Here is a 22,135-nt window from a genome sequence, read left to right as displayed (position 1 = left end):
GTGGAGAAGGTTCGACGTCAGGCCCATCCCCTCCGCCAGCCTTCAAATGCCAGAAGAAGCCTTCTCCAGTATGCAGAGATGGACCAAGCCCCTGCTAATTTTAGCACGTCGTCTGGCAGCTTCAGGGTTCTGAAGCCAGAAGTTTGTGCTTGGTTTACATCCTTCCGCAACAAAACCGATTAGTGTAGGCCCGACGCAGGAGACGGCAAGTAAGGGTAACAGTCCCATGGATGCAGCTTTCTATCATGCGCCGCGAGTGGCCCTGACGCTTGGCATTGTCGGCCACAGGGCCGACCGCATTCACGGTAAGATTGCCGATGAGGTTCATAAAACCATCTACCGATTGATCAAATTGCTCGATCAGAAGCTGGAGTCGATCCTTGCCACTGATGTTGAGTGCGATGGGCCCTTTTGCCGAGAAAACGGCCAGATTTTGTCTCTGATCAGCGCTCTTGCCGAGGGTAGCGACCTGATCGCCGCCGAAGCAGCGATTGACGCGCACATCGCACTCGACGTCATCTTGCCCTTCAGCCGTGAGGTGAGCCGCGCAGACGGGCGCACCGACCCGGCAGGTCAGGCGCGCTATGATGCGGTCTTGAACAAGGCGCGTTCAACCCTGGTGCTGGATCTGCCCGACAATACAGACAAGCGCGCTGCTGCCTATGATCTGGCGGGGCGCATCCTGGTTGGACAATCCGATATCATGATCGCGGTGTGGGATGGCGGACCCTCTGGCGGGCGCGGCGGCACGCGTGAAATGATCGAGCGGGCGCTGCGCATTGGCCTGCCCATCATACATATCCATCCGGCGCAACCTCAGCGGGCGCAACTGATGTGGCAGCGGCTGCAACGCTTTAGCGAAAGGGAGTGCCATATCGACGATATGCAGGCGCACGCAGTCGAGCTGCACCTTGACGCTGATGACGGATGTGCGGAGCTGACGAAAATGGTCAGCCGGATTACTGAAGCCCCGCCCGAACTGCGGGCAAAAGGCGAACAGAACAAATCACCCAAAAGGCACGACACCGAGGCTGCCCGGCACTTTCTGGAAGACCAGAATCCAGCACCCGACGCCGGTCTACGTAATGAGGCAAAAAACCTGCGGGAGGCGATCGCGCCCTTTGGCGACGACGAATTGCAGCTGCCAGAAGACGAGCGCGACAGATCACCCCTGACGCGCATGCTGAACGCCTATGCGGCTGCCGACGCGACCGCCAACCGCTTCGGGAACGAGTTCCGCCGTACCGTTATCTGCATCTTCATTTGCAGCGCTGTCGCCATCATCGCAGCAGCGCTGGCTGCCGCCCTGCCACACATAATACCCCAGCATAGCGACGGCCCTTCCCATGGAAACTCTGACACCTACTGGATGTTAATCAGCCATCTGGTGTTGGCGCTGATCGAACTGACCGCGATAGGATTCATGATTTATCTGACACGGCATGGACGAAATCAGCAGATCCACCGGCGCTGGATTGATGCACGCGAAGTCGCCGAGCGCATGCGCCAGACGATCATCTTCTGGACACTGGGCATCTGGCCGTGGCCGCTGTCGGAGGCAAATGGCTGGATCGGCTGGTATGTGCGCGCGCACCAGCGCCAGCAGAGCCTGTGCGACAATGGTGATGGCCGCACCTGGAAAAGCGATATCCGGCGCATCCTGATAGAATTGATCGAAGGCAAGGAGATGGCAACAGGCGCGCGTCGAAAGGGCCAGATCGACTATCATAACGATAACGTCGCGCGGATGCAAAAGCTGATTGGCAGATATGAATTGGCGACCGCCATATCACTGTTTGGTCTGACACTGCTTCCACTGCTCACCTTTATCGCGCTCAGCCTGTTGCAGATCGTGTCGAATGAACCCACGCCGCATCGAGCGGGCGGGCTCTTGGATGTTCTGGAGGCCTATCTGGCGCCAGGTACAATTACTTTCGCCGCAGCCTCCTTTGCCCTGTACGGGCTCAAGACCACGCTTGATTATGAAGGTGTGCGCGAGCGCTCGCAACGCTCACTTGAGAAGCTGCAGAAAAAGCAGACCGAGCTGGCGACTATTGACGACATGGTTGAGCTTCACGCTTTTGCCGAACGCCTGAGCGACCTGATGCTGGAAGAACTGCACCATTGGCGCATCACGGCGGAAAGCCGTGTGCTCGACATGCCGGGCTGAGCCACTCAGTCCTCGTCGTCATTTTTCGGCAGCTTTGCCTTTGCCTTGTGAGGGACGGCGCGGGCGCGGACCTGGGTTTCCCATTGGCCAAGCTCGCCGCCCAGAATCTCCTCGCAGGCTTCCATGAAATGATTTTCTCCATCATCGCCGTCGAAAGGCGCCAGCCCTGCATCAAGCCGAGCCTTGATCGATTCGAGCGCCGCAGCCGTGCGGCGATAGCGCAACCATTCCTCGCGATGGCCAAACAGCGCCAGCAATCCCGCGGCAATCGTCGCCAGAACAGCGATGACGGTCGAGGCCGTGGTTGACTGAGTGAGCACATTGGTTGCGGGAATGGCTGCCGTCGCGCAGAGCTGGGCGGTGGAGAGAAACCCATGGCGCTGCTTGGCGCGGGCGGCGGCCTTCTCGAACCAGGCAAGCTGCGGGCGGAAGCGGTTGTCAAGATAGGTGTCAAGGCGCTCGGACATCGGACAACGATACGCAGCCGCACGGATTTTGAAAAGTAGCGCTGTGGCACCTGCCGGCTGCTGACGAGCGGTTTAAACCAATCATCGACAGGTCGCGGCTGCCTGCGACGAGGATGTGGTAAAGCGGAGCAATCTCGTCATTGCCTAGACAAAAATGGTGATTGCCAGCGCCGACTCAACGCGGACATCAAATCTGCACGGCAGTTCGCCAATAATGCACAAACTGGACACAGCCGGCCGATCTCTGATTGAACACAGATCCCTGAAACATCGTCTGGAAGCCGCGCTCAACAACTAAGGACACCGGCCCATGCCTCATCGCGCCATCTGCTTTGTCATCATGCCGTTTGGCAAAAAGCCCGACGCCAATGGGCGCGACATTGATTTTGACGAGCTTTATCGTGACGTTTTCGCGCCCTCGGTCGAAGCAGCCGGGCTGGCAGTCATCCGTGCCGATGAGGAGAAAGGCGCCGGCTTCATCCACAGGCTGATGTATGAACGCATCCTGCTCAGCGAATTTGCCATCGCCGACCTCACGCTGCTCAATGCCAATGTCTATTATGAGCTTGGCATCCGCCATGCGGTACGCCCGTCAACGACGGTGCTGACCATGGCCCTGGGCTCACCAATGCCGTTTGATGTCGGGCCCCTGCGGGCGTTGCCATATGGGCTCAACGATAGTGGTGCGTGCGCCGACATTCCAGCCGCGCGAGCCGCGCTGACGCAGCGTCTGATGGACGCCCGCGCGCATCGCGGCATCGATTCGCCACTGTTCCAATTGCTTGAGGGCTATGACGCCCCGCCCATCGACCGCACCAAAACCGACGTTTTCCGCGAGCAGGTCGCCTATTCGCGCCAGCTCAAGACGCGGCTGGCAACCGCCCGCGCCGAAGGCATCACCGGGCTTGATCAGGTGCGCGATGAGCTGGGCGAGATCGACGCCACCGAAGCCGGCGTCGCGATTGATCTCCTTCTCTCCTACCGCGCCATCAATGAATGGCAACGGATGGTCGATCTCATCGGGCGCATGGACAAGGCGCTGGCCCGCACCGTGCTGGTGCGCGAGCAGCAGGCGATGGCACTGAACCGCATCGGCCGCGACAAGGAAGCCGAGGAGCTTCTCACTAGTCTGATCGCCGAGCGCGGCGCATCGAGTGAAACCTGCGGGCTCCTCGGGCGCATCCACAAGGATCGCTGGAGGAAGGCGTCAGCCGCCGGCGAGATGATGATCGCGCGCGGCCATCTGCGCCAGGCGATCGCCGTCTATCGTCAAGGCTTCGAGAGCGATTGGCGCGATGCCTATCCAGGCGTGAACGCGGTCAGCCTCATGTCGATTGCCAATCCGGCGGACCCCGGCGTCAGAGAGCTTGCGGCCGTCGTGCGCTATGCCGCCAAACGCCGCTTTGCCGCGCTTCCCGATTACTGGGATCACGCCACCTTGCTGGAACTCGCGGTCATCGAGGGCAGGTTCGATGTCGCAGCCGACCATCTCGCCGATGCTCTCGCCGTGCTGGATGAGAAATGGAAGGCAAAGACGACGCTTGATAATCTCATCCCCATCGCTGAGGCCCGCCGCATGGCAGGCCTGGAGGTGGCGGAACTTGACGCCATCATCACTGAGCTCGGCCGCCACGCACCACAGCCGGATTGAGCAGAAGACCACCCCCCAGCCTGATATGTCACGGCAAAAATATTACCTTTCGCGACAGGTTTTTGCAGCGGTCGGCACCGACGGAAAAGGGCCGAAATCATGTACTCGGAGCAAAGTGAACCCGATCCAGCCCGTTCAGCCAAAACTTCATTTCGGCAAATTCGGCGAGGTCAGCCCCATCAAGCCGGGTAACATAGCGCGCTGAAAAACACTCATCCCTAGGACCAGCGACATCAGCCAGCGCAAGCGTTGCGCCACCAACGATTTCCCCATGACGATGTTCGTCAGCCCCGAGGTGGATTTCAGGACTTTTGCGGCAACAGGATGTCTGAGAGCCGAATAATCGCCCGTGCGATTTTTGTCGATCAGCCAGGCCAGCCAACAGGCATCTTCAATCCCGATATTCATACCACGTCCACCGACGGGAGAGTGAATATGCGCTGCATCGCCGGCCAGAAAAACAGAGCCCGTCTGGTACGTATCAACTTGGCGATAATTGATATGAAATTCCGACTGCCATGACACGCTGCGTATCTTTGCTTCAGGAGGCAATATGCTGAGTACATCGGGCCGCGACGACACGAACCGCCCAAATCCCGGACGTATCGGAATAAATCCCAATGCATGATCATGACGCAGAATGACGACCGCCATGTCCCAGGCAAACGGCCAGTCATCGAACACGACATCGGCGAGGCTGAATGTCTGAGGCTCTGTTTCACCACGAAAGGATTGTGCCATGGCTTTCCGTACCGTTGACTTTGCACCATCCGCCCCGACGAGCAGGTCGACGTCCGCCTGCGATCCATCCGACAACGAGGTCGTTATGATGTTCTCGTTTACTGAAAAACTGGTGAGAGACAGGTTGCGCTCGACGCTGCCGCCCAGCGTGTGAAGCGTCTCGGTCAAAATCCTTTCTGTTTCATGTTGTGGCAGGCACAGCAAAAAATTGAACCGGTGCTTCAGCAATCCGATATTGATCGTCGCCAGAACCTTGTTCTCGTAGCGAATAAGGAAGCGATTAATGCGATGCCCTGCGGCCAGCAACGCTTCCGACGCGCCAGATGGTTCGAGCAAACCAAGCGTTCGCGCATTGATTGCCAGCGCCCGCGATTCTTGTGCAGGAGTGAGATCAGGGTCGATGATCCGCGGACAGAAACCTCGCCGGTAAAGTTCGACTGCTGCGGTCAGACCAACCGGCCCACCTCCAGCAATCAAGATCTTTCTGGACACACACGGCATAGAGTCATTTTTAGCCGTTTGGCCGCCCGCCTTCAACAAGGCTGTCCATCATTTCAGCCGCGAGCAGGATCGCTTATCCCGCCAGCATAACCTTGACGCCGTTGCGCACGAGGGTGCTCAAGGCGCGGGTGAACGTCGCCGCGAAGGCCGGCTCGTGGCCAAGTTCTCCAAAGAGCGCCTGCACCTGCAGCACACGGCGCGCTGCAGAGTCGGGCGCTGCGCGCAGGTCGCCCAGCCGCGCTTTCATCTCGGCCGCGAGCGGATCGCGCACGTCGATCGCCTGTCCGCGCTCATCCTGCCCGCTTGCATAGACACAGAAACCCGCGACACCCAGCACCAGATGGTCGACCGGGCGACCAGCGGCCAGATTGTCACGGATTGTGTTCAGCAAGCGCTGCGGCAGCTTCTGCGAGCCATCCATGGCAATCTGCAGCAGACGATGGCGAATGGCCGTGTTCTGGAAGCGCGCCAGCAGGCGGCTGGTGTAGGCCCCGGCATCACGCTGCATTCTCTCCGGCAGGCTTGCCGCCGCCTCGCCCCACAGCCGCGCCAGGAAGCGCGTAAAGCGCGGATCGTTCGTCGCATCCGCGACCGTTTCATGCCCCGCCAGATAGCCGAGATAGGCAAGGCATGAATGGGCGCCGTTGAGCAGGCGCAACTTCATCAGCTCATAGGGCGCGACGTCGTTCACGAACTCCGCGCCGCCCAGTGTCCAGTCCGGTCGCCCGCCGGGAAACACATCCTCGATCACAAATTGCGAAAAGGGCTCGCTGACGACCGGCCATGCATCGCTGACCCCGAGCATACGGGCGATACGCTGACGGTCCTCATCGACCGTTGCCGGAACGATGCGATCGACCATGGTTGACGGACAGGCGACATCGTCGGCGATGTACCGGGCGAGACGATCATCCCGCAGTGCCGCGAACGCGCCGATCGCCCGCTTCACGGTGCGCCCATTGGCCGGCAGATTATCGCAGCACAGCACCGTGAACGGGGCCACGCCCTCCGCGCGTCGCGTTGCCAGAGCCGCCACCAGAAATCCTGGCACCGAGCGCGGCGCCGACCCATGGGCAAGATCATGCACGATATCAGGATGATCTGCATCGAGCGCGCCGGAGGCCGGATCGAGGCAATAGCCTTTTTCGGTCACTGTCAGCGAGACGATGCGGATGGCCGGATCGGCCATGGCAGCGAGCAATCGTTGAGGCGAATGCGGAGCAACTAAAACATCGCTGATGGCGCCGATCACCTGAAGGCGCTCGCCCGCCGGTTCGCGCACGCTTACCGTATATAGCCCGTCCTGCGGCATCAGCGCATCGCGCGTATCAGCGCTGCGCAGGCTCGCCGCGGTGATGCCCCATTCCCCTGCCCCGGCATTGAGGACCGCTTCGGTCGCCACCGCCTGATGAGCGCGATGAAAAGCCCCGACACCAAGATGGACAATACCAGGCCTGACCGTGCGTCGGTCATAGCGCGGACGCTCTACATCGCCCGGCAATCGCGCCAAGGTCGCATCCGACAGGCGTGGCCGCTCGCTCATGCGCGCGGCGTCTGCTTGGCGCGGGCAACGATCTGCGTCGGATTGACGAAGCGCAGCGCGATAAGAAGCCAGATGAGGCTCGTCACCATATAGATGACCGCCATCGCATCAATGGACTGCACGGCCCGCACGCCCGATGCAAAGACGGCGTAATAAAGCGAAACAACCAGCGTCTGGCTGGTTGGACCGGCGGTGAGGAAGGTCAATTCAAACATGGCGATTGTACGCACCAGCACCAGCAGCAGCGCCGCCAGAATGCCGGGCAACAGCAACGGCAACAATACATGGACGAAAAGCTGCAACGTGCTGGCGCCAAAAACACGCGCTGCCTGCTCGATGCGCTCATCGATCTGCTCAATGAAGGGGATCATCACCAGGATGACGAACGGCACGGTCGGCACCAGATTGGCAAGGACGACGCCTGAAAGTGACCCGGCAAGTTCGGCGCGGTAAAGGACAGTTGCCAGCGGAATGCCAAAAGTGATGGGCGGCACCAGAAGCGGCAGCAGGAAGAGGATCATCACCAGCTTCTTGCCAGGGAAATTGCGGCGCGCCAGGGCGTAAGCCGCCGGCACACCGATCAGCCCCGAGATCAGGACGACGAGGCCCACCACCTGAAACGTGACGACCAGAATGTCGGCGAGCTGGAACTCGTTCCACGCCGACACATACCAGCGCGTTGTCCACTCGGCAGGAAGCCAGGTGCCAAGCCAGCGCCGGCCAAAGGACGAGACGATAACGGTGGCAATCAGGGCCAGTAGATTGACAACGAAAAAGCCGATCACCGCCCAGACAGCGGCAGGCCACAGCTTTGCACCCCATGTTGTATCGCGGATCATCGCCTCAACCCTTCCCGCCGCCAGCCGGCCCGCGATAGATGAGGGTGCGCGCTGCCAGCACCGCCACAACAATGCCAAGCTGAATGACAGCCATGATGATGGCGATTGCCGAGGCCAGCGAATAATCGAACTGCTCGAAGGCCGCCTGATAGGCCGCAATCGAAATGACGCGCGTGGGTCCCGCCGGCGCGCCAAGCAACACGGCGGAAGGAAAGACCGAAAAGGCCTGCACGAAAGACAGGCAAAAAGTGATGGCGAGCCCCGGCAGGATGAGCGGAAACAGCACATGGCGAAAACGCTGCCATGAACCGGCGCCGAGCGTTGCCGCCGCCTGCTCCAGCGCCGCCTCGACACCCGACAGATAGGACAGCGTCAAGAGGAAGGTGAAGGGAAAGCCTGTAATCAGCAGCGACAGAAACACACCCCAGTAATTATAGGTGAGTTTGACCGGCCCACTCGTCAGATGAAGCCACAGCAAGACCCGGTTGAACCAGCCCTGCGGCCCGAAATAGGTGATCATTCCTTCGGCGACCAGCACGGTCCCAAGCGTAATTGGGATAACCAGAATGGTCGTCAGCAGGCGTTGACGACGCATCAGCCGGACCCTGAGCGCGATGGGGACGGCCATGACGAGGTTGAGCAGGGTCACCGGCAGTGACAGCCACAACGTCTTGGCGATCGTTTCATAGAGAAACGGGTCGGAAAAGAATGTCGCGTAATTGGCGAGTATCCCCCCTGCTTTGGGTGTCAGTGACAGCCACAGGCCATAGGCGAACGGATAGATAAACAATCCCAGCACCAGCAACAGCGCCGGCACCACCAGCAGCGTCAGCCCGTCGAGACCATGCCCGGACAGCAAGGCGAGAATCGACCGGCGCTCGGCGCTTTGGCTGGCCGGCACCATCACGACACCTCCGGAAAAACGACTGCCCGCATGGGATCGGCAGCCAACTGGATCCGCGCGCCATTGGTAAGGGGGTGATCAGACACAAATGCCAGCGCCGCCCCCTCCTCGCTCATTGCAAAGCCGACGAATTCACGGCCGCGAAATTCGCTGGATATGATCTTTGCCCTGATCGGCCCGTCTGGTGACGGTGTCATATCCTCGGGGCGCACCGCCATCACCGCTTTCTGTGACATCGCCAGGCGTCCGCGCGCCTGTCCCGATACCTGCTTGCCACCGGCAACCGTTAAGCCCGCCAGATCGCCATCCTGCCTCGACACCGTGCCGCTGATCACATTGCGAAAGCCCATGAACGCGGCAACGTCGAGATGATCAGGTCTGGCGTAGAGCGCATCCGGAGCGCCGACCTGGCGTACCACCCCGTCTTTCAGCACGACGATGCGGTCGGCCAGCGACAGCGCTTCCTCCTGATCATGGGTGACATAGATCGTCGTTGCCCCCAGCGTTTGATGAATGCGCTTGATCTCGGCCCTCATCTCAAGACGCAGCTTGGCATCAAGATTGGATAGCGGCTCATCCATCAGCACCAGTGGCGGCTCGATGATAATGGCGCGCGCAATCGCCACCCTTTGCTGCTGCCCGCCCGAGAGCTGCCCCGGCAATTTATGCTCCTGCCCCTGCAGATGGACGAGCGCGACCGTCTCCCCAACCCGCCGCGCGATCTCGTCGCGCGCTATTCCCCGCATCGCCAGGCCAAAGCCAATATTTTTAGCGACACTCATATGTGGAAACAGCGCGTAATTCTGGAAAACCATACCAAAACCGCGCTGCTCAGGTCGCAAGCTGTCGATGCGCCGCTCATCGAGAAAAATGCTGCCGCTTGTGGCAGCAAGCAGACCAGCCAATATGTTGAGCGTCGTCGATTTGCCGCAACCCGACGGGCCAAGCAGAGCGATGAATTCGCCTTGCGCAATCGACAGGCTGACATCGCGCAAGGCGGCGACGCCGCCAAAGGTTCTGCCAAGACGCTCAAGGCGCAGTTCGCGGAACTGGCCGGCATGGATGCTCATGATGATTTCCGTCGCAAGATGAGGCAGCGGGCGCCGGCATGTCGCGCGCCAGCGCCCTCAGCGTTTTCGGCCATGATCAGCGCCGTTTGGAGCCACCAACCTGCTCGTCCCACAGGCGGAAGGCCTGCACCATGACGTCCGGATCAAGCGGCAGCTCGACCGGGCTGCCGGCGATCATCGCGTCATATTCCGGCCGCCCGAATTCCTTCAACGCGTCCTGACTGGCCTTGGGCGCCATGGCGAGCGTCACCCCCTTGACCGCCGGACCGGGGTAGAAGTAGCCCTCATCATAGGCATAAGCCTGCTGGGCTGGCTGCAGCATGAAGCTCATCAAATCGAGAATAACCGCCAGCTTTTCCTCGCCGAGTCCCTTGGGAACGCACATATAGTGCGCATCCGCCACCCATGAGAAGCCAGCCAGCGAGAAGACCGCCGCTTCCTTCGGAACGATGCCAAGCACGCGCGGATTGATGTCCCAACCTGTCGTCGTCACCACCATGTCGCGGGTGCCATCACCGAATTCCTTCATCGTCGGCGTCGTGCCGGAAGGATAGTATTCGATGTTCTCGCCCAGCGCCTTCAGATAGGCCCACGTCTTGTCCCAACCCTTCACCGGATCCTTGGGGTTGGCATCCTTGAGAATATAGGGAAGCCCCATCATGAAGGTGCGGCCGGGCCCCGAATTGGCGGGACGCGCGTAGATGAGCTTGTTCTTGTTCTGCTTGGACCATTCCAGCAGCTCCTCCGCCGTCTTCGGCACGTTGCGCACGCGCGCCGGCATGTAGGAGAGCAGCGGCCCCGACGGGTAATAGGTCACAACCACCCCCTGCCCGCGCGCCAGTCCCTGCATGCGCGCCGCCGGTTCGAGATAGATATCCTGCAGTTTCGGCAAGCCGCCAGCGTGGGCTGGCAGCAATTCCACCCAGAGATTTTGATCGATGCCGGCAGACAGCGCATCGGTCCCTGTCAGCACCAGATCGATATCGACGCGGTTGGCCGCCTGCTGGGCCTTGAGCTTGGCCGGCAATTCGGGCGCCGGCGCCTTGGTGTAGGTCATGCGCGACACAAGATTGGGCTTTGCCGCACGATAGGCTTCGAGCGCCGGTTGGGTCAGTGCAAGATTGCCGGCCACATCGATGATATTGAGGGCCACAGGTTGCTTGGGCAAAGCCAGCCCCTGCGCCAGCGTCGTGCCATTGAAAAGGCCCGCTCCGGCCATTCCCGCACCAAGCACACCCAATCCACGCCGTGTGATCAAGTCCGTCATCGTAAATCCTCCCTTACGTTCTTGTTTTCAAGTCAAATTCAAAGGCGGTAGGCGTTTTCTGCCAGATGCAAGGCAAGGTCGGCAGCGACCTCATGCGCTTCGCTGATATCGAGCCGGTGTTCGCTCACGAGTTTAGACAGAAATGCGCAGTCACACCGCCTTGCCATGTCATGGCGTGCGCCGATCGACAGGTACGCGCGTGTATCATCATTAAAGCCGACAGTATTATAAAAGCCGGCGGTTTCGGTTGTCAGCTCACGAAACCGGCGCATGCCTTCGGGTGCGTCGAAAAACCACCAGGCAGGCCCAAGCTTCAACGCCGGATAGACACCGGCAAGCGGCGCGAGTTCCCGGCTGTAAGCGCTCTCATCGAGCGTGAAGACGATGATCGTCAGCCCGCGCTCATGGCCGACAGCATCAAGAAGGGGCTTCAGCGCCCGTACATAGTCACCTGGTGTTGGAATATCAGCGCCCTTGTCGCGCCCAAAACGCGCCAGAAGCTGCGGACTGTGATTGCGCATGGAGCCGGGATGAAGCTGCAATACGAGCCCGTCATCAAGGCTCATGCGCGCGAATTCGGTGATCATCTGTCCACGGAAAGCGTCGGCGTCATCCGCGCTGGCAGCCCCGCCGGCAACCTTGCGAAACAGCGCCTCGGCCGCCGCCCTGTCGAGGTTCATGGTACGTGCGGTTGCGTGACCATGGTCAGAGGCGGTCGCACCATTGGCGATAAAATAGGCGCGGCGCTGCCGGTGCGCGGCCAGGTACCCCGACCAGCTGCGTGCATCTTCGCCCGTCATCTCCCCCAGATGATCGAGCTGATCCTGAAAGCCAGCGAACTCAGGATCAACAACCGCGTCCGGCCGGTAACAGGGCACCACCCTCCCATGCCAGCCGGAGGCGCGGATCGTCTGATGATGGGCAAGATCGTCAAGCGCGCCATCCGTCGTCGAGATCGCCTTGATATTGAACCGTTCATAGATCGCGCGCGGCCGGCAGGCAGGGGTCACGAGCGCGTCTGCAATGCAATCAAACAAACGGTCTGCATTGTCAGGGCACAGACGCTCATCAATGCCAAAGACATCTTCGAGCGCCTGCTCGAACCATAACCGGGTTGGCGTGCCGCGAAAGAGATACCAGTGCGCTGCAAAGCGCCGCCAGATTTGACGCGGGTCCGTCTCCACCGGCCCTCCATCGACGCGCGCCACCCCCAAATCCTCAAGCGCCACACCTTGCGAATAAAGCATGCGGAACACGTAATGATCTGGCTTCACGAAGAGAGAGGCAGGATCGGAAAACGGCGCATCGAGCGCATACCATGCCGGGTCGGTATGCCCGTGCGGACTGACGATCGGCAGCCCCTTGACCTCCGCAAAGAGTTCTCGAGCGATGGCGCGCTGTTGCGGTTCGGCGGGAAACAATCGGTCAGGGTGCAACATTTTGCGCGGCATTACTCATTTGACGATCAATCAAACGATACATTAGTATATTAGTATGTCAATGTCGGGCGGTATCTCGCCCCGATCATTGGACTGATGGCGTCGGAGCATGTGAGGGATATGAAGAGCGCAACCGACATCACCCGCGCGCGCGCCGCGCGCCCGGCGCGCGAAACAGCGGCCTCGGTGATTCTGGCGCGATTGCGCACCGCCATCCTCGACCTGAGCCTGCCGCCTGGCACGGCATTGATCGAAAAGGACCTGACCGAGCGCTTTGGCGTCAGTCGTACCCCTGTCCGGGAAGCGATCATCCGGCTTGCCGAGGAACGCCTCGTCGATATTTTTCCCCAATCTGGCACCTTTGTCGGGCGCATCCCGCTGGCTGCCCTGCCTGAAGCAGTCATCATCCGCAAAGCGCTCGAAACGGCCGCCCTCGATCTGGCTGTCGATCGCGCCGATGCCTCGTCATTTGCAGCCTTTGATGCCTTGATTGCGCGCCAGACTGCCTTGGCTGACCTCTCTGACCAGAATGGGTTCCATGCCGCCGACGAGGAGTTTCATGAGCTGATCGCCCTCACCAGCGGTCACCCCGGCATCTGGCGCGTGGCGCAGCAGGCAAAAATGCAGATCGACCGCTGCCGGCGACTGACGCTCCCCGAACCGGGGCGCATGCACCAGGTGATCGCCGAACACCGCGCCATTCTGGCAGCCCTTCGCGCAGGCGAGCGCAAGGTGGCCAGAAATGCCCTTGATACCCATCTGTCTGCGGTTATTCCCGATGCCGACGCCATCCGCCGCCAATATCCCGATTACTTCACCTGACGGAGCAAATAATGCTGAGACAAGCCTGGCGCTGGTTTGGTCCCCGTGACCCGGTACCGCTCGACCATATCCGCCAGGCCGGCGCGCACGAGATCGTCACCGCCCTGCACGACATCCCCATCGGCGACGCGTGGAGCGACAAGGCCGTCTACGAGCGCAAGGCGTTGATTGAAAATCGCGCGCCGGGCCTGACGCCGCTCAGCTGGACGGTGGTTGAAAGCATTCCCGTTCCTGACGATATCAAGCGCCTGGGTGGGGCGGCCAAACACTCCATCGCCGCCTGGATCGCCAGCCTCGAGGCAGTCGCGCGCCAGGACATCAGGATCGTCTGTTATAATTTCATGCCGGTCGTTGACTGGGCGCGCACCGATCTCGACGCGCCGCTGCCCACCGGCGCCACCGCGTTGCAGTTTGATCATGTGCGCTTTGCTGCCTTTGAGCTGTTCATCCTCCAGCGTCCCGGTGCCGAACATGATTTCGACGAAGCAACAAAAATCGCCGCCAAAGCTGCCTATGAGGCGATGGAGCAGAAGGATGTCGACTATCTGGTGATGGTGATCGCCAGTGCGCTCCCGGGATCGACCACTGAACCGCTGACCATTCCCGCATTCCGGGACAGGCTGGCGCAATACCGTGATATCGATCACAAACGGCTTGCTGCAAATCTCCACGAATTTCTTGTTGAGGTTGCACCGGCTGCCGAAGGGCTGGGCGTGACGCTGACCCTCCATCCCGACGACCCGCCGCGCTCGCTCTTTGGCCTGCCGCGTGTCGCCTCGACAGCAGATGACTATGCTGCCCTGTTTGCTGCCGTTCCGTCACCTGCCAATGGAATGTGCTTTTGCACCGGCAGCCTTGGCGTGCGCCCCGACAATGACCTTGTATCGATGGCGGAGCGGTTTGCGCCCCGTATCGCCTTTGCTCATTTGCGGGCAACCCGGCGCGCGGATGACGGGCTGTCGTTCCATGAAGCCGACCATCTGGATGGCGATGTCGACATGATTGCGGTGCTTGGCGCGCTCATGCGCGAAAATGCCAGGAGGCGCGAGGCGGATCGTATTGTCATGCGTCCCGATCACGGGCACCGCATGCTGGATGACCTCGCCAAGCGCGTAACGCCAGGCTATTCAGCCATCGGGCGCTTGAAAGGGCTGGCCGAGCTGCGCGGTATCATGACGGTGCTCGATCAGGACATTCGCGGCGTCAGACGCTGATATCACAGCCGTACTCGCCGCACGACGAGGTGAGCCACGACCACAGGCTGCCGGCCGTGCTGGCTGCCGATATCATTTCAAACGTCGGTTTGTCGTCAATCAGCGCCAGGTGCAGCCCGATATGAGAGGCACTTGTCTGTGCAGCCGCGCCAACCTTGAAGGCGCCAGGATGCAGATCGATGGCGATGCCCTTGGCAAGCGCCGCCCGCGCCCGTGGACCTGAGATGTCCGCAAGAAAAAGTCCGTCGCCAAGTTCGGTGACCACCGCAGATTCCTGCAATTCGGCGATCGCCGCGCGCAGCGTCGCTTCGCTGTTGTGACCGCGCACCACCAACCGCCACTGACCGGGCGAAATACCGGTAATCGACAGCGTATCCCTCGCCACGCGCTGCGGCTGATCGGCAACCGGCGCGCCGACCATGCGGGCCAATACCAGAAGTAATGCCGCATTCTGGCCCTTGCGCGCGCTCACATGCGCAACCGCGATGTCGCCAACCACGCGAATGGTAACGCCCGCTTCACCGATGAGCTTGCCATGGCGGCCGGGCACCATGATGCCGGCAAGCGCGAAGCGCTTTGTCAACATTGCCTCAGCCATGGAGCCGCTCCCCCTTTGGATCAAAGAAGACCGGGTTGCATACCTCGACCTCGACCTCGCTCTGGCGCAGAAGATCGCAGGCGCGGATGATCTCGCCGTGACGCTTGTCGCCGGCCGACAGGAGACCAAGGCCGATCCATTGCTCGAGCATCGGCGAATAGCTGGCCGATGTCACATAGCCCTGATCATTGGCGGTGACGGCTGGCTCATGCCGGCCAACCAGATGCCCTCCAGCCTTGAGCCGGTGCGAGCGGTCAACCGGCTTCAGGCCTACCAGCTGCCAGCGCCTCTCATCACGCAGTGCCGGGCGCTCTTCCATGACGCGTCCGATATAGTGCTTTTTCGTCGACATCATGCGGCCAAGACCAAGGTCCCGCGCCGTCGTCGTGCCATTGAGTTCACTGCCCGTCACATGGCCCTTCTCGATGCGCATCGCGTTCAATGTCTCAAGACCATAGGGCGTGATGCCAAATTCACCGCCCGCCGCCATCAGCGCCCGCACTGTCGCATCGCCATAGCGCGCCGGAACCGCGAGTTCATAGGCAAGCTCGCCCGAAAACGAGATGCGATAGAGCCTGGCCGGCAAACCGCCTGAAATGGTGATCTCGCGCGCGCCCATATAGGGAAAAGCCTCATTGGAAATATCGTGCTGGCGATCGACCAGTCGTTGCAACACGTCCCGGGAGCGCGGGCCAGCCAGCGAATATTGCGCCCAATGCTCGCTCACTGATACCATGTGGAGATCAAGATCCGGCCACAGCGCCTGATGACAGAATTCGAGATGCTGCATCACCTTCGATGCATTGGATGTCGTTGTTGTCATGAGGAAATGGGCGGGTGCCAGACGCGATGTCGTGCCGTCATCCATCACGAACCCGTCTTCGCGCAGCATCAACCCGTAACGCGCCCGCCCGACCGCCAGTGTCGAGAAAGTGTTGCAATAGACCCGATCCAGAAACACACCGGCATCCGCCCCCTGAATGTCGATCTTGCCGAGTGTCGACACATCGCACAGACCGACTGACGAGCGTGTAGCCTTCGTCTCGCGGATGACACTTTCAACCCAATCGCTTTCGCCGGCCTTGGGAAACCAGGCAGCGCGCATCCACGCGCCGGCTTCCATGAAGACCGCGCCCTGCTCTTGCGCCCAGTGATGAGCTGGCGTCAGCCTTGTCGCACGAAAATCCTTGCTGCGATGATGGCCGGCAAGGGCGCCGAAACTGACCGGCGTATAGGGCGGGCGATAGACCGTTGTGCCGGTCTGCGCGATCGATTTGCCACGCGCTGCCGCCAATAAGGCCATGCCGTTGATATTGGCTGTTTTTCCCTGATCCGTCGCCATTCCAAGTGTGGTGTAGCGCTTGGCAAGCTCGGGCGAGGAATATCCTTCGCGCGCCGCCAGAGCGATATCCTTGGCGGTCACATCGTTCTGAAAATCGACAAAGACCGGGCCGGCAGCCGTGCGCGGCAAGGTTATCACGCCGACCGCCGCAGAGGTTTCAGGACATAGAATTGGCTCGGCCGCCGGCGCGCTGAAACCACAAGCCTGCGCGGCCTCGATCCCCGCCCTCTGCCCGGCCGCTATACAGGCGCCCAGCGCGAAATCACCGCAAGCTGCCCCCGCAACCGCCAGTCCCGCGGGAAGGTTCTGGCCAGGAACGAACGCCTGCAGCTGCTCATCCCATTGCGGACGCGCGCCCAGATGCGAGGTGAGATGGATAAGCGGACTGAAGCCACCCGACATCCACACCCCGTCGCAGGCATGACGCGTGTTAGAGCCAGTCGCATTGCGGATGGTAATTGCGCCAACGCGGTGGCCTCCATGCGCCTTGACGACGTCGCCGCCGCAATAAATCGCTGCCCCGCTGCGCCGGCCAAGGCTCAGCAGCGCCTCATCAACCTCGCTGCGCGTGTCGACAATCGCAGCGATCGCCACACCAGCCGCCAGCGCCGCATCGACGCTTGCCCAGCCATCATCGCATGAGGTCGCGATGACCACGCGCCCGGCAGGCTTCACCGCAAAGCGCTGGAGGTAGGTCCGCGCTGCACTGGCCAGCATGATTCCCGGCAGATCATTATTGGCGAACATGAGCGGGCGTTCGCCGGCGCCAGACGCCAGCACGGCGCGCCGCGCATGGATACGCCAATGGCGCTGGCGCGGCTCGAAGGCGGGTACCGACAAGAGATGATCGTTGACCCGCTCGACCGCGCCGTAGGTCGCCCCATCATAGACGCCGTAGATGGTTGTGCGCGGCATGATCTGCACATGAGGCATGGCGGCAAGCTCGGCGATCACGCCATTTACCCATGCCGCCGCCGCTGTTCCATTGATGTTGCCGCCATCGCCATGGAGTTGGCCACCGGCTGCAAAATCCTCATTGGCGAGGATAATTCGTGCGCCCGCCCGCCCTGCCGTCAGCGCCGCCATCAGCCCGGCCGGCCCGGCGCCAATCACCAGAATGTCGCAATGGGCAAACGATTTTTCGTAATGATCAGGATCATCCGCGCCGGCCGCACGGCCAAGCCCGGCGGCACGGCGGATCAGCGGCTCGTAGACCTTCTCCCAGAAGGATGCCGGCCACATGAAGGTTTTGTAGTAGAAGCCGGCCCCCAGAAATGGTGCTGCCCAGCGATTAAGCGACAGCAGATCAAACCCCAATGACGGCCAACGGTTCTGGCTCTGCGCCTCCAGCCCGTCGAAAAGCTCGATGGTTGTTGCCCGCGTATTGGGCTCACGCGCGGCGCCACGGCGCAATTCAATGAGCGCGTTGGGCTCCTCGGCGCCGCTCGATAACAGGCCGCGCGGGCGATGATATTTGAACGAGCGCCCGACCAGCGACACGCCGTTTGCCAGCAGGGCAGAGGCAAGCGTATCGCCAGCAAAGCCGGTATACTCGCGCCCGTCGAAGCGAAAGTGACAGGGGCGTTTGCGGTCGATAAGGCCGCCTGTCGCGAGGCGATACGGTTGAGCGCTCACGAGGCGGCCTCGATGTCTTGCGCTGCACACCGTGCCGTCTCGACACCATGCACCGCATGGGTCAACGTATCCCGGGTCACTACCAGCCATTGTCGGCATCCGCCCTGATGGTACCAGAGCTCACGATGGCGTCCGGCGGGATTATCGCGCAGATAGACGTAATCATAGAAGAGCGCGAACGTCGCCTCAGCCGGGTGCTTCATCATTGCGTCAGCATCGCCAAGAACGACGAATTCGTCATTCCATCGCTCGCCGCAATAAGGACAGCCGATACGCATCCTTATCTCTCCTTAATGCTGATTGGGCTGGGCGCCGGTGCCGCGCTCATCGATGAGATGACCGGTGGCGAAGCGATCAAGACGATAGGCGGCGTTCAGCTGATGCGGCTCGTTGCGGGCAATGGTGTGGGCAAAACACCAGCCAGACGCCGGCGTCGCCTTGAACCCGCCATAGCACCAGCCACAATTCACATAGAGGCCGTCAATCGGGGTCAGCCCGATGATGGGGGATCCATCCATACTCATATCCATGATGCCACCCCATTGCCGCAGCATGCGCAGACGCCCGAGTCCCGGCCACATCGCCATACCAGCCTCGAACACATCCTCGATGGTGTAGAGATTGCCGCGCTGCGCATAGGTGTTGTAGCCATCGATATCGCCACCGAAAACCAGTCCGCCCTTATCCGACTGGCTGATGTAAAAATGTCCGGCGCCATATAGGATAACCTGATTGATCAGAGGCTTGACCCCTTCGGACACGAAAGCCTGCAAGACATGGCTCTCGATCGGCAGCCGTAAACCGGCCATGGCGGCAACCCGCGAGGAATTGCCCGCGCAGGCAAGGCCGATCTTTCTGGAACGGATGAATCCGCGGCTGGTTTCAACCCCGACCGCCTTGCCATGTTCAACCTTGATCCCAGTGACCTCGGTATTCTGCAGGATATCGACGCCGCGCTGATCAGCGCCCCGCGCATAGCCCCAGGCCACCGCGTCATGGCGTACCGTCCCGCCGCGCCGCTGCAGCAGGCCGCCATGGATGGGAAAGCGCGCATTGTCGAAATCGAGAAAGGGCGCAAACGAGCGCACGCCCTCGCGGTCAAGATATTCCGCCTTTACCCCTTCAAACATCATCGCATTACCGCGACGCACGTAGCGGTCGCGATCTGAATCACTATGGAAGAGGTTGATGACACCACGCTGGCTTACCATGGCGTTGTAGTTGAAGTCCTGCTCCAGCCCTTCCCACAGCTTCAGCGAGTGTTCGTAGAAGGGGATATTTCCCGGCAGAAGGTAATTCGAGCGGATGATCGTCGTGTTGCGACCGACATTGCCCGAGCCGATATAGCCTTTTTCGATCACCGCTATGTTGGTGAGCCCATGCTCTTTTGCCAGATAATAAGCGCTCGCCAGCCCATGGCCGCCACCGCCAACGATGATCGCATCATATTCGGCCTTGGGCTCCGGATCACGCCAGGCAGGCGTCCAGCCCTTGCCTCCACTCAGGCCCTCGCGCAAAACCGACCACAGCGAATAATGCATCAAGGCAAGTCCCGAAATCAGAGAAAGTTCACCATCCCGCGTAGCTGATCCCTCGTTCCTGTTCAACCGGGCATACGCCGCTGCCGAACAACTCGACAGCACGAGGGAATGTACTAAATCCATTATAATGGACAATCGCGCATTCGTCTTTTATATAAGACAGATGATCGATGGCGTGAACCTCCTGTTGTCTGAGCGCTTGAAGATCGAGCGCATGGCGAAGGGCTGGTCGCTTGCACAACTCTCTGAAAAATCGCAAGTTTCGCGTGCCATGATTTCGCGCATCGAGCGTGGCGAAGTCAGTGCCACAGCCTCGCTTCTGGCCAAGCTTGCCGACGCTTATGGCCTGGCCCTTGCCGATCTTTTTGCCCCCCGCCATCCCCGCAACGTCGTTTCACCGCTGCGGCGGCGAAGCGAACAGACCGTTTGGCAAGACCCGTCCTCGGGTTATTCCCGGCGAGCGATCGTCAACAGCGCCCCCTCCTGCCCGCTCAATGTCGTCGAAATTGACTTTCCGGCAGGCGCGACCGTGTTATTCGACCATTCCGGGGATGGCGGGCAGAAGCAAAATGTCTGGCTCCTTGAAGGCAGTTTACGCATGACCATTGGCGAAGATATCTACGACATGTGCCCCGGTGATTGCCTGACCATGGCGCTTGACCGGCCCCTCGCCTTTCACAATCCCGGAAACAGGCCGGCCCGCTACGCCGTCATCCTGTGGTCTACAACGAAACCAGACGCTTTGACGCCATGACAGTCACCATCCATCGCCTCGATCACGAAACACCCGAAATAATTGCCGCGCTGGCCGATCTGCTGCGCGACTGTGTGGCCGCTGGCGCATCTGTCGGCTTCATGCAGGCGCTCGATCCGGCCGACGCACGTGTCTTCTGGCGCACAGCAATCGCAGCCGCGCTCGCAGGCGAACGCACGCTGATGATTGCCCGCCTGGACGACAGGGTCATCGGCACAGCGCAGATGATCCCGGCAACCATGCCCAACCAGCCGCACCGCGCCGATATCGCCAAGGTTCTTGTATCACCCGAGGCGCGGCGCCGAGGCGTCGGTGGCGCATTGATGCAGGCTTGCGAGGTGGAAGCCCTGCGCCAGGGTCGCTGGCTGCTGACGCTTGATACCGTCATCAACAGCGCCGGCGAAGCGCTTTACACCGCGCTTGGCTGGCAGCGCGCCGGGCCCATCCCCGACTACGCCCTGATGCCTGATGGTAGCCTGTGCACTACCATGTTCATGTGGAAGCGCCTGACTTGACGCAAAACAGCGTCAGCTCGGGATTTTGTCCTCGATGCCTTTCACATACCAATTCATCTTATGCAGATCATCATCGGCCATCGTCTGCCCGGCGGCAGCCTTGAGCGCCCCCGACTGATCCATGATCGGGCCGGTGAAGGGATGCAGCGTCTTGGCCTTGATGGCTGATTGAGTCGCGGTTGCCATCGCCTTGACGTCGTCCGGCATGTTGGTATAGGGCGCCATTTCGACCATGCCGCTGTCAAAGCCGCCCCACACCGATCCGCTCTTCCAATTGCCCTCGAGCATCGCTTTGACGCGCGACACATAATAGGGCGACCAGTTATCGATGATGGCGGTCAGTTGTGCCTTGGGTCCGAAGCGCTCCATATTGGAGGCCTGACCGAAGGCCTTGAGACCGCGCTGCTCGGCCACCTGCATCGGCGCCGGGCTGTCGGTATGCTGGGCGATCACATCAACGCCCTGATCAGCCAGAACTTTCGCGCCGTCTGCCTCCTTGCCCGGATCATACCATGAGCTGACCCACACCACCCGCATCTTGATGTCGGGGCGTACCGATTGCGCGCCCAGCATGTAGGCGTTGATGCCCTGGATCACTTCGGGAATGGGAAAGGCGCCGACATAGCCGATGATGCCGGTCTTCGACATTTTGGCAGCAATTTGCCCGGTAACATAACGGCCTTCGTAAAAGCGCGCATCGTAAGTGGCGAGGTTATCCAGCCTCTTGTATCCTGTTGCGTGCTCGAAGAGGACGCCAGGGGTGCGTTTTGCCACCGCTTCCGTCGGGTTCATAAACCCGAATGACGTGGTGAAGATCAGCTTGTGGCCGGTCCGCGCCAACTGGGCGATGACCCGCTCGGCATCCGGCCCCTCGGCGACCTTCTCGACAAAACTGGTCTCGACCTTGTCCTTGAATGCCGCCTCGATCGCGAGCCGCCCCTGATCATGCTGATAAGACCAGCCATGATCACCCACCGGGCCGACATAGATGAAACCGATCTTCGTTTTCGCCTGCGCCCAGGCGCCACCACCAAGACCAGCGCCCGCCAGCGCCGTTCCGCCCGCCAAACCCAGAAAACCGCGCCGTGCTATCATCACTCTGCTACTCCCTTTGCGAAAGCC

The 22,135-nt window shown here is 60.8% G+C and carries 19 protein-coding genes; 6 read left to right on the top strand and 13 right to left on the bottom strand.

Going from position 1 to position 22,135, the window contains the following annotated elements:
- The first annotated feature begins 226 nt into the window (after positions 1 to 226).
- On the top strand, positions 227 to 2,170 hold the full coding sequence (locus ACINK1_RS03935) for a hypothetical protein (protein WP_376801022.1): 1,944 nt from the start codon (positions 227 to 229) through the stop codon (positions 2,168 to 2,170).
- Positions 2,171 to 2,175: 5 nt separating this feature from the next.
- Here ACINK1_RS03935 and ACINK1_RS03930 read toward each other — a convergent pair whose 3' ends face one another.
- Complete coding sequence (locus ACINK1_RS03930; protein WP_376801023.1) at positions 2,176 to 2,637, bottom strand: DUF4231 domain-containing protein; 462 nt, start codon at positions 2,635 to 2,637, stop codon at positions 2,176 to 2,178.
- Positions 2,638 to 2,947: 310 nt separating this feature from the next.
- Here ACINK1_RS03930 and ACINK1_RS03925 point away from each other — a divergent pair, with 310 nt between their 5' ends.
- Positions 2,948 to 4,288: a TRAFs-binding domain-containing protein gene (locus ACINK1_RS03925; RefSeq protein ID WP_376801024.1), complete on the top strand. Its 1,341-nt coding sequence runs from the start codon at positions 2,948 to 2,950 to the stop codon at positions 4,286 to 4,288.
- Positions 4,289 to 4,435: 147 nt separating this feature from the next.
- Here ACINK1_RS03925 and ACINK1_RS03920 read toward each other — a convergent pair whose 3' ends face one another.
- From ACINK1_RS03920 to uxaC, 7 genes are all read right to left on the bottom strand, one after another.
- Positions 4,436 to 5,569, bottom strand: coding sequence for an FAD-dependent oxidoreductase (locus ACINK1_RS03920; RefSeq protein WP_376801025.1), 1,134 nt, complete (start codon positions 5,567 to 5,569; stop codon positions 4,436 to 4,438).
- 34 nt (positions 5,570 to 5,603) lie between these two features.
- The gene (locus ACINK1_RS03915; RefSeq protein ID WP_376801026.1) at positions 5,604 to 7,073 is read right to left on the bottom strand and encodes a mannitol dehydrogenase family protein; all 1,470 of its coding nucleotides are present in this window, start codon (positions 7,071 to 7,073) and stop codon (positions 5,604 to 5,606) included.
- Positions 7,070 to 7,912: an ABC transporter permease gene (locus ACINK1_RS03910; RefSeq protein ID WP_376801027.1), complete on the bottom strand. Its 843-nt coding sequence runs from the start codon at positions 7,910 to 7,912 to the stop codon at positions 7,070 to 7,072. Before ACINK1_RS03910 ends, ACINK1_RS03915 begins: the two co-directional genes overlap by 4 nt.
- 4 nt (positions 7,913 to 7,916) lie before the next feature.
- Positions 7,917 to 8,816: an ABC transporter permease gene (locus ACINK1_RS03905; protein WP_376801028.1), complete on the bottom strand. Its 900-nt coding sequence runs from the start codon at positions 8,814 to 8,816 to the stop codon at positions 7,917 to 7,919.
- Positions 8,816 to 9,886 carry an ABC transporter ATP-binding protein gene (locus ACINK1_RS03900; protein ID WP_376801029.1) on the bottom strand — a complete coding sequence of 357 codons (1,071 nt, stop codon included), beginning with the start codon at positions 9,884 to 9,886 and terminating at the stop codon, positions 8,816 to 8,818. Before ACINK1_RS03900 ends, ACINK1_RS03905 begins: the two co-directional genes overlap by 1 nt.
- A 76-nt stretch (positions 9,887 to 9,962) precedes the next feature.
- Positions 9,963 to 11,153, bottom strand: a complete 1,191-nt coding sequence (locus ACINK1_RS03895; RefSeq protein ID WP_376801030.1) for an ABC transporter substrate-binding protein — start codon at positions 11,151 to 11,153, stop codon at positions 9,963 to 9,965.
- Between the two features lie 38 nt (positions 11,154 to 11,191).
- Positions 11,192 to 12,592 (bottom strand): glucuronate isomerase, encoded by a 1,401-nt coding sequence (gene uxaC / locus ACINK1_RS03890; RefSeq protein ID WP_376801031.1) that lies wholly within the window; start codon positions 12,590 to 12,592, stop codon positions 11,192 to 11,194.
- A gap of 96 nt (positions 12,593 to 12,688) precedes the next feature.
- Between uxaC and ACINK1_RS03885 the strand changes: the two genes are divergently transcribed.
- Positions 12,689 to 13,414 (top strand): GntR family transcriptional regulator, encoded by a 726-nt coding sequence (locus ACINK1_RS03885; RefSeq protein WP_376801032.1) that lies wholly within the window; start codon positions 12,689 to 12,691, stop codon positions 13,412 to 13,414.
- Between the two features lie 14 nt (positions 13,415 to 13,428).
- Positions 13,429 to 14,628 carry a mannonate dehydratase gene (uxuA, locus tag ACINK1_RS03880; RefSeq protein WP_376801078.1) on the top strand — a complete coding sequence of 400 codons (1,200 nt, stop codon included), beginning with the start codon at positions 13,429 to 13,431 and terminating at the stop codon, positions 14,626 to 14,628.
- Here the strand turns inward: uxuA and ACINK1_RS03875 are convergent.
- From ACINK1_RS03875 to ACINK1_RS03860, 4 genes are read right to left on the bottom strand one after another with little or no spacing between them, the layout of a single operon-like run.
- Positions 14,618 to 15,226 (bottom strand): sarcosine oxidase subunit gamma, encoded by a 609-nt coding sequence (locus ACINK1_RS03875; protein WP_376801033.1) that lies wholly within the window; start codon positions 15,224 to 15,226, stop codon positions 14,618 to 14,620. The genes uxuA and ACINK1_RS03875 overlap by 11 nt on opposite strands.
- Complete coding sequence (locus tag ACINK1_RS03870) at positions 15,219 to 18,203, bottom strand: sarcosine oxidase subunit alpha family protein (protein WP_376801034.1); 2,985 nt, start codon at positions 18,201 to 18,203, stop codon at positions 15,219 to 15,221. The genes ACINK1_RS03875 and ACINK1_RS03870 overlap by 8 nt, the downstream gene beginning before the upstream one ends.
- Complete coding sequence (locus ACINK1_RS03865; RefSeq protein WP_376801035.1) at positions 18,200 to 18,481, bottom strand: sarcosine oxidase subunit delta; 282 nt, start codon at positions 18,479 to 18,481, stop codon at positions 18,200 to 18,202. The genes ACINK1_RS03870 and ACINK1_RS03865 overlap by 4 nt, the downstream gene beginning before the upstream one ends.
- Before the next feature lie 12 nt (positions 18,482 to 18,493).
- On the bottom strand, positions 18,494 to 19,744 hold the full coding sequence (locus ACINK1_RS03860; protein WP_376801036.1) for a sarcosine oxidase subunit beta family protein: 1,251 nt from the start codon (positions 19,742 to 19,744) through the stop codon (positions 18,494 to 18,496).
- A 163-nt stretch (positions 19,745 to 19,907) separates the two neighbouring features.
- Between ACINK1_RS03860 and ACINK1_RS03855 the strand changes: the two genes are divergently transcribed.
- Positions 19,908 to 20,498 carry a helix-turn-helix domain-containing protein gene (locus ACINK1_RS03855; protein WP_395759973.1) on the top strand — a complete coding sequence of 197 codons (591 nt, stop codon included), beginning with the start codon at positions 19,908 to 19,910 and terminating at the stop codon, positions 20,496 to 20,498.
- Positions 20,495 to 21,013, top strand: a complete 519-nt coding sequence (locus tag ACINK1_RS03850) for a GNAT family N-acetyltransferase (protein ID WP_376801038.1) — start codon at positions 20,495 to 20,497, stop codon at positions 21,011 to 21,013. Before ACINK1_RS03855 ends, ACINK1_RS03850 begins: the two co-directional genes overlap by 4 nt.
- A 12-nt stretch (positions 21,014 to 21,025) precedes the next feature.
- Here ACINK1_RS03850 and ACINK1_RS03845 read toward each other — a convergent pair whose 3' ends face one another.
- Positions 21,026 to 22,108 carry a BMP family ABC transporter substrate-binding protein gene (locus ACINK1_RS03845; RefSeq protein WP_376801039.1) on the bottom strand — a complete coding sequence of 361 codons (1,083 nt, stop codon included), beginning with the start codon at positions 22,106 to 22,108 and terminating at the stop codon, positions 21,026 to 21,028.
- Between the last annotated feature and the right edge of the window lie 27 nt (positions 22,109 to 22,135).

The sequence above is a fragment of the Raskinella chloraquaticus (SeqCode) genome (genome assembly GCF_021731865.1).
GTDB lineage: Bacteria > Pseudomonadota > Alphaproteobacteria > Rhizobiales > UBA4765 > Raskinella > Raskinella chloraquaticus.
This window is presented reverse-complemented; position numbering and strand designations above follow the sequence as displayed.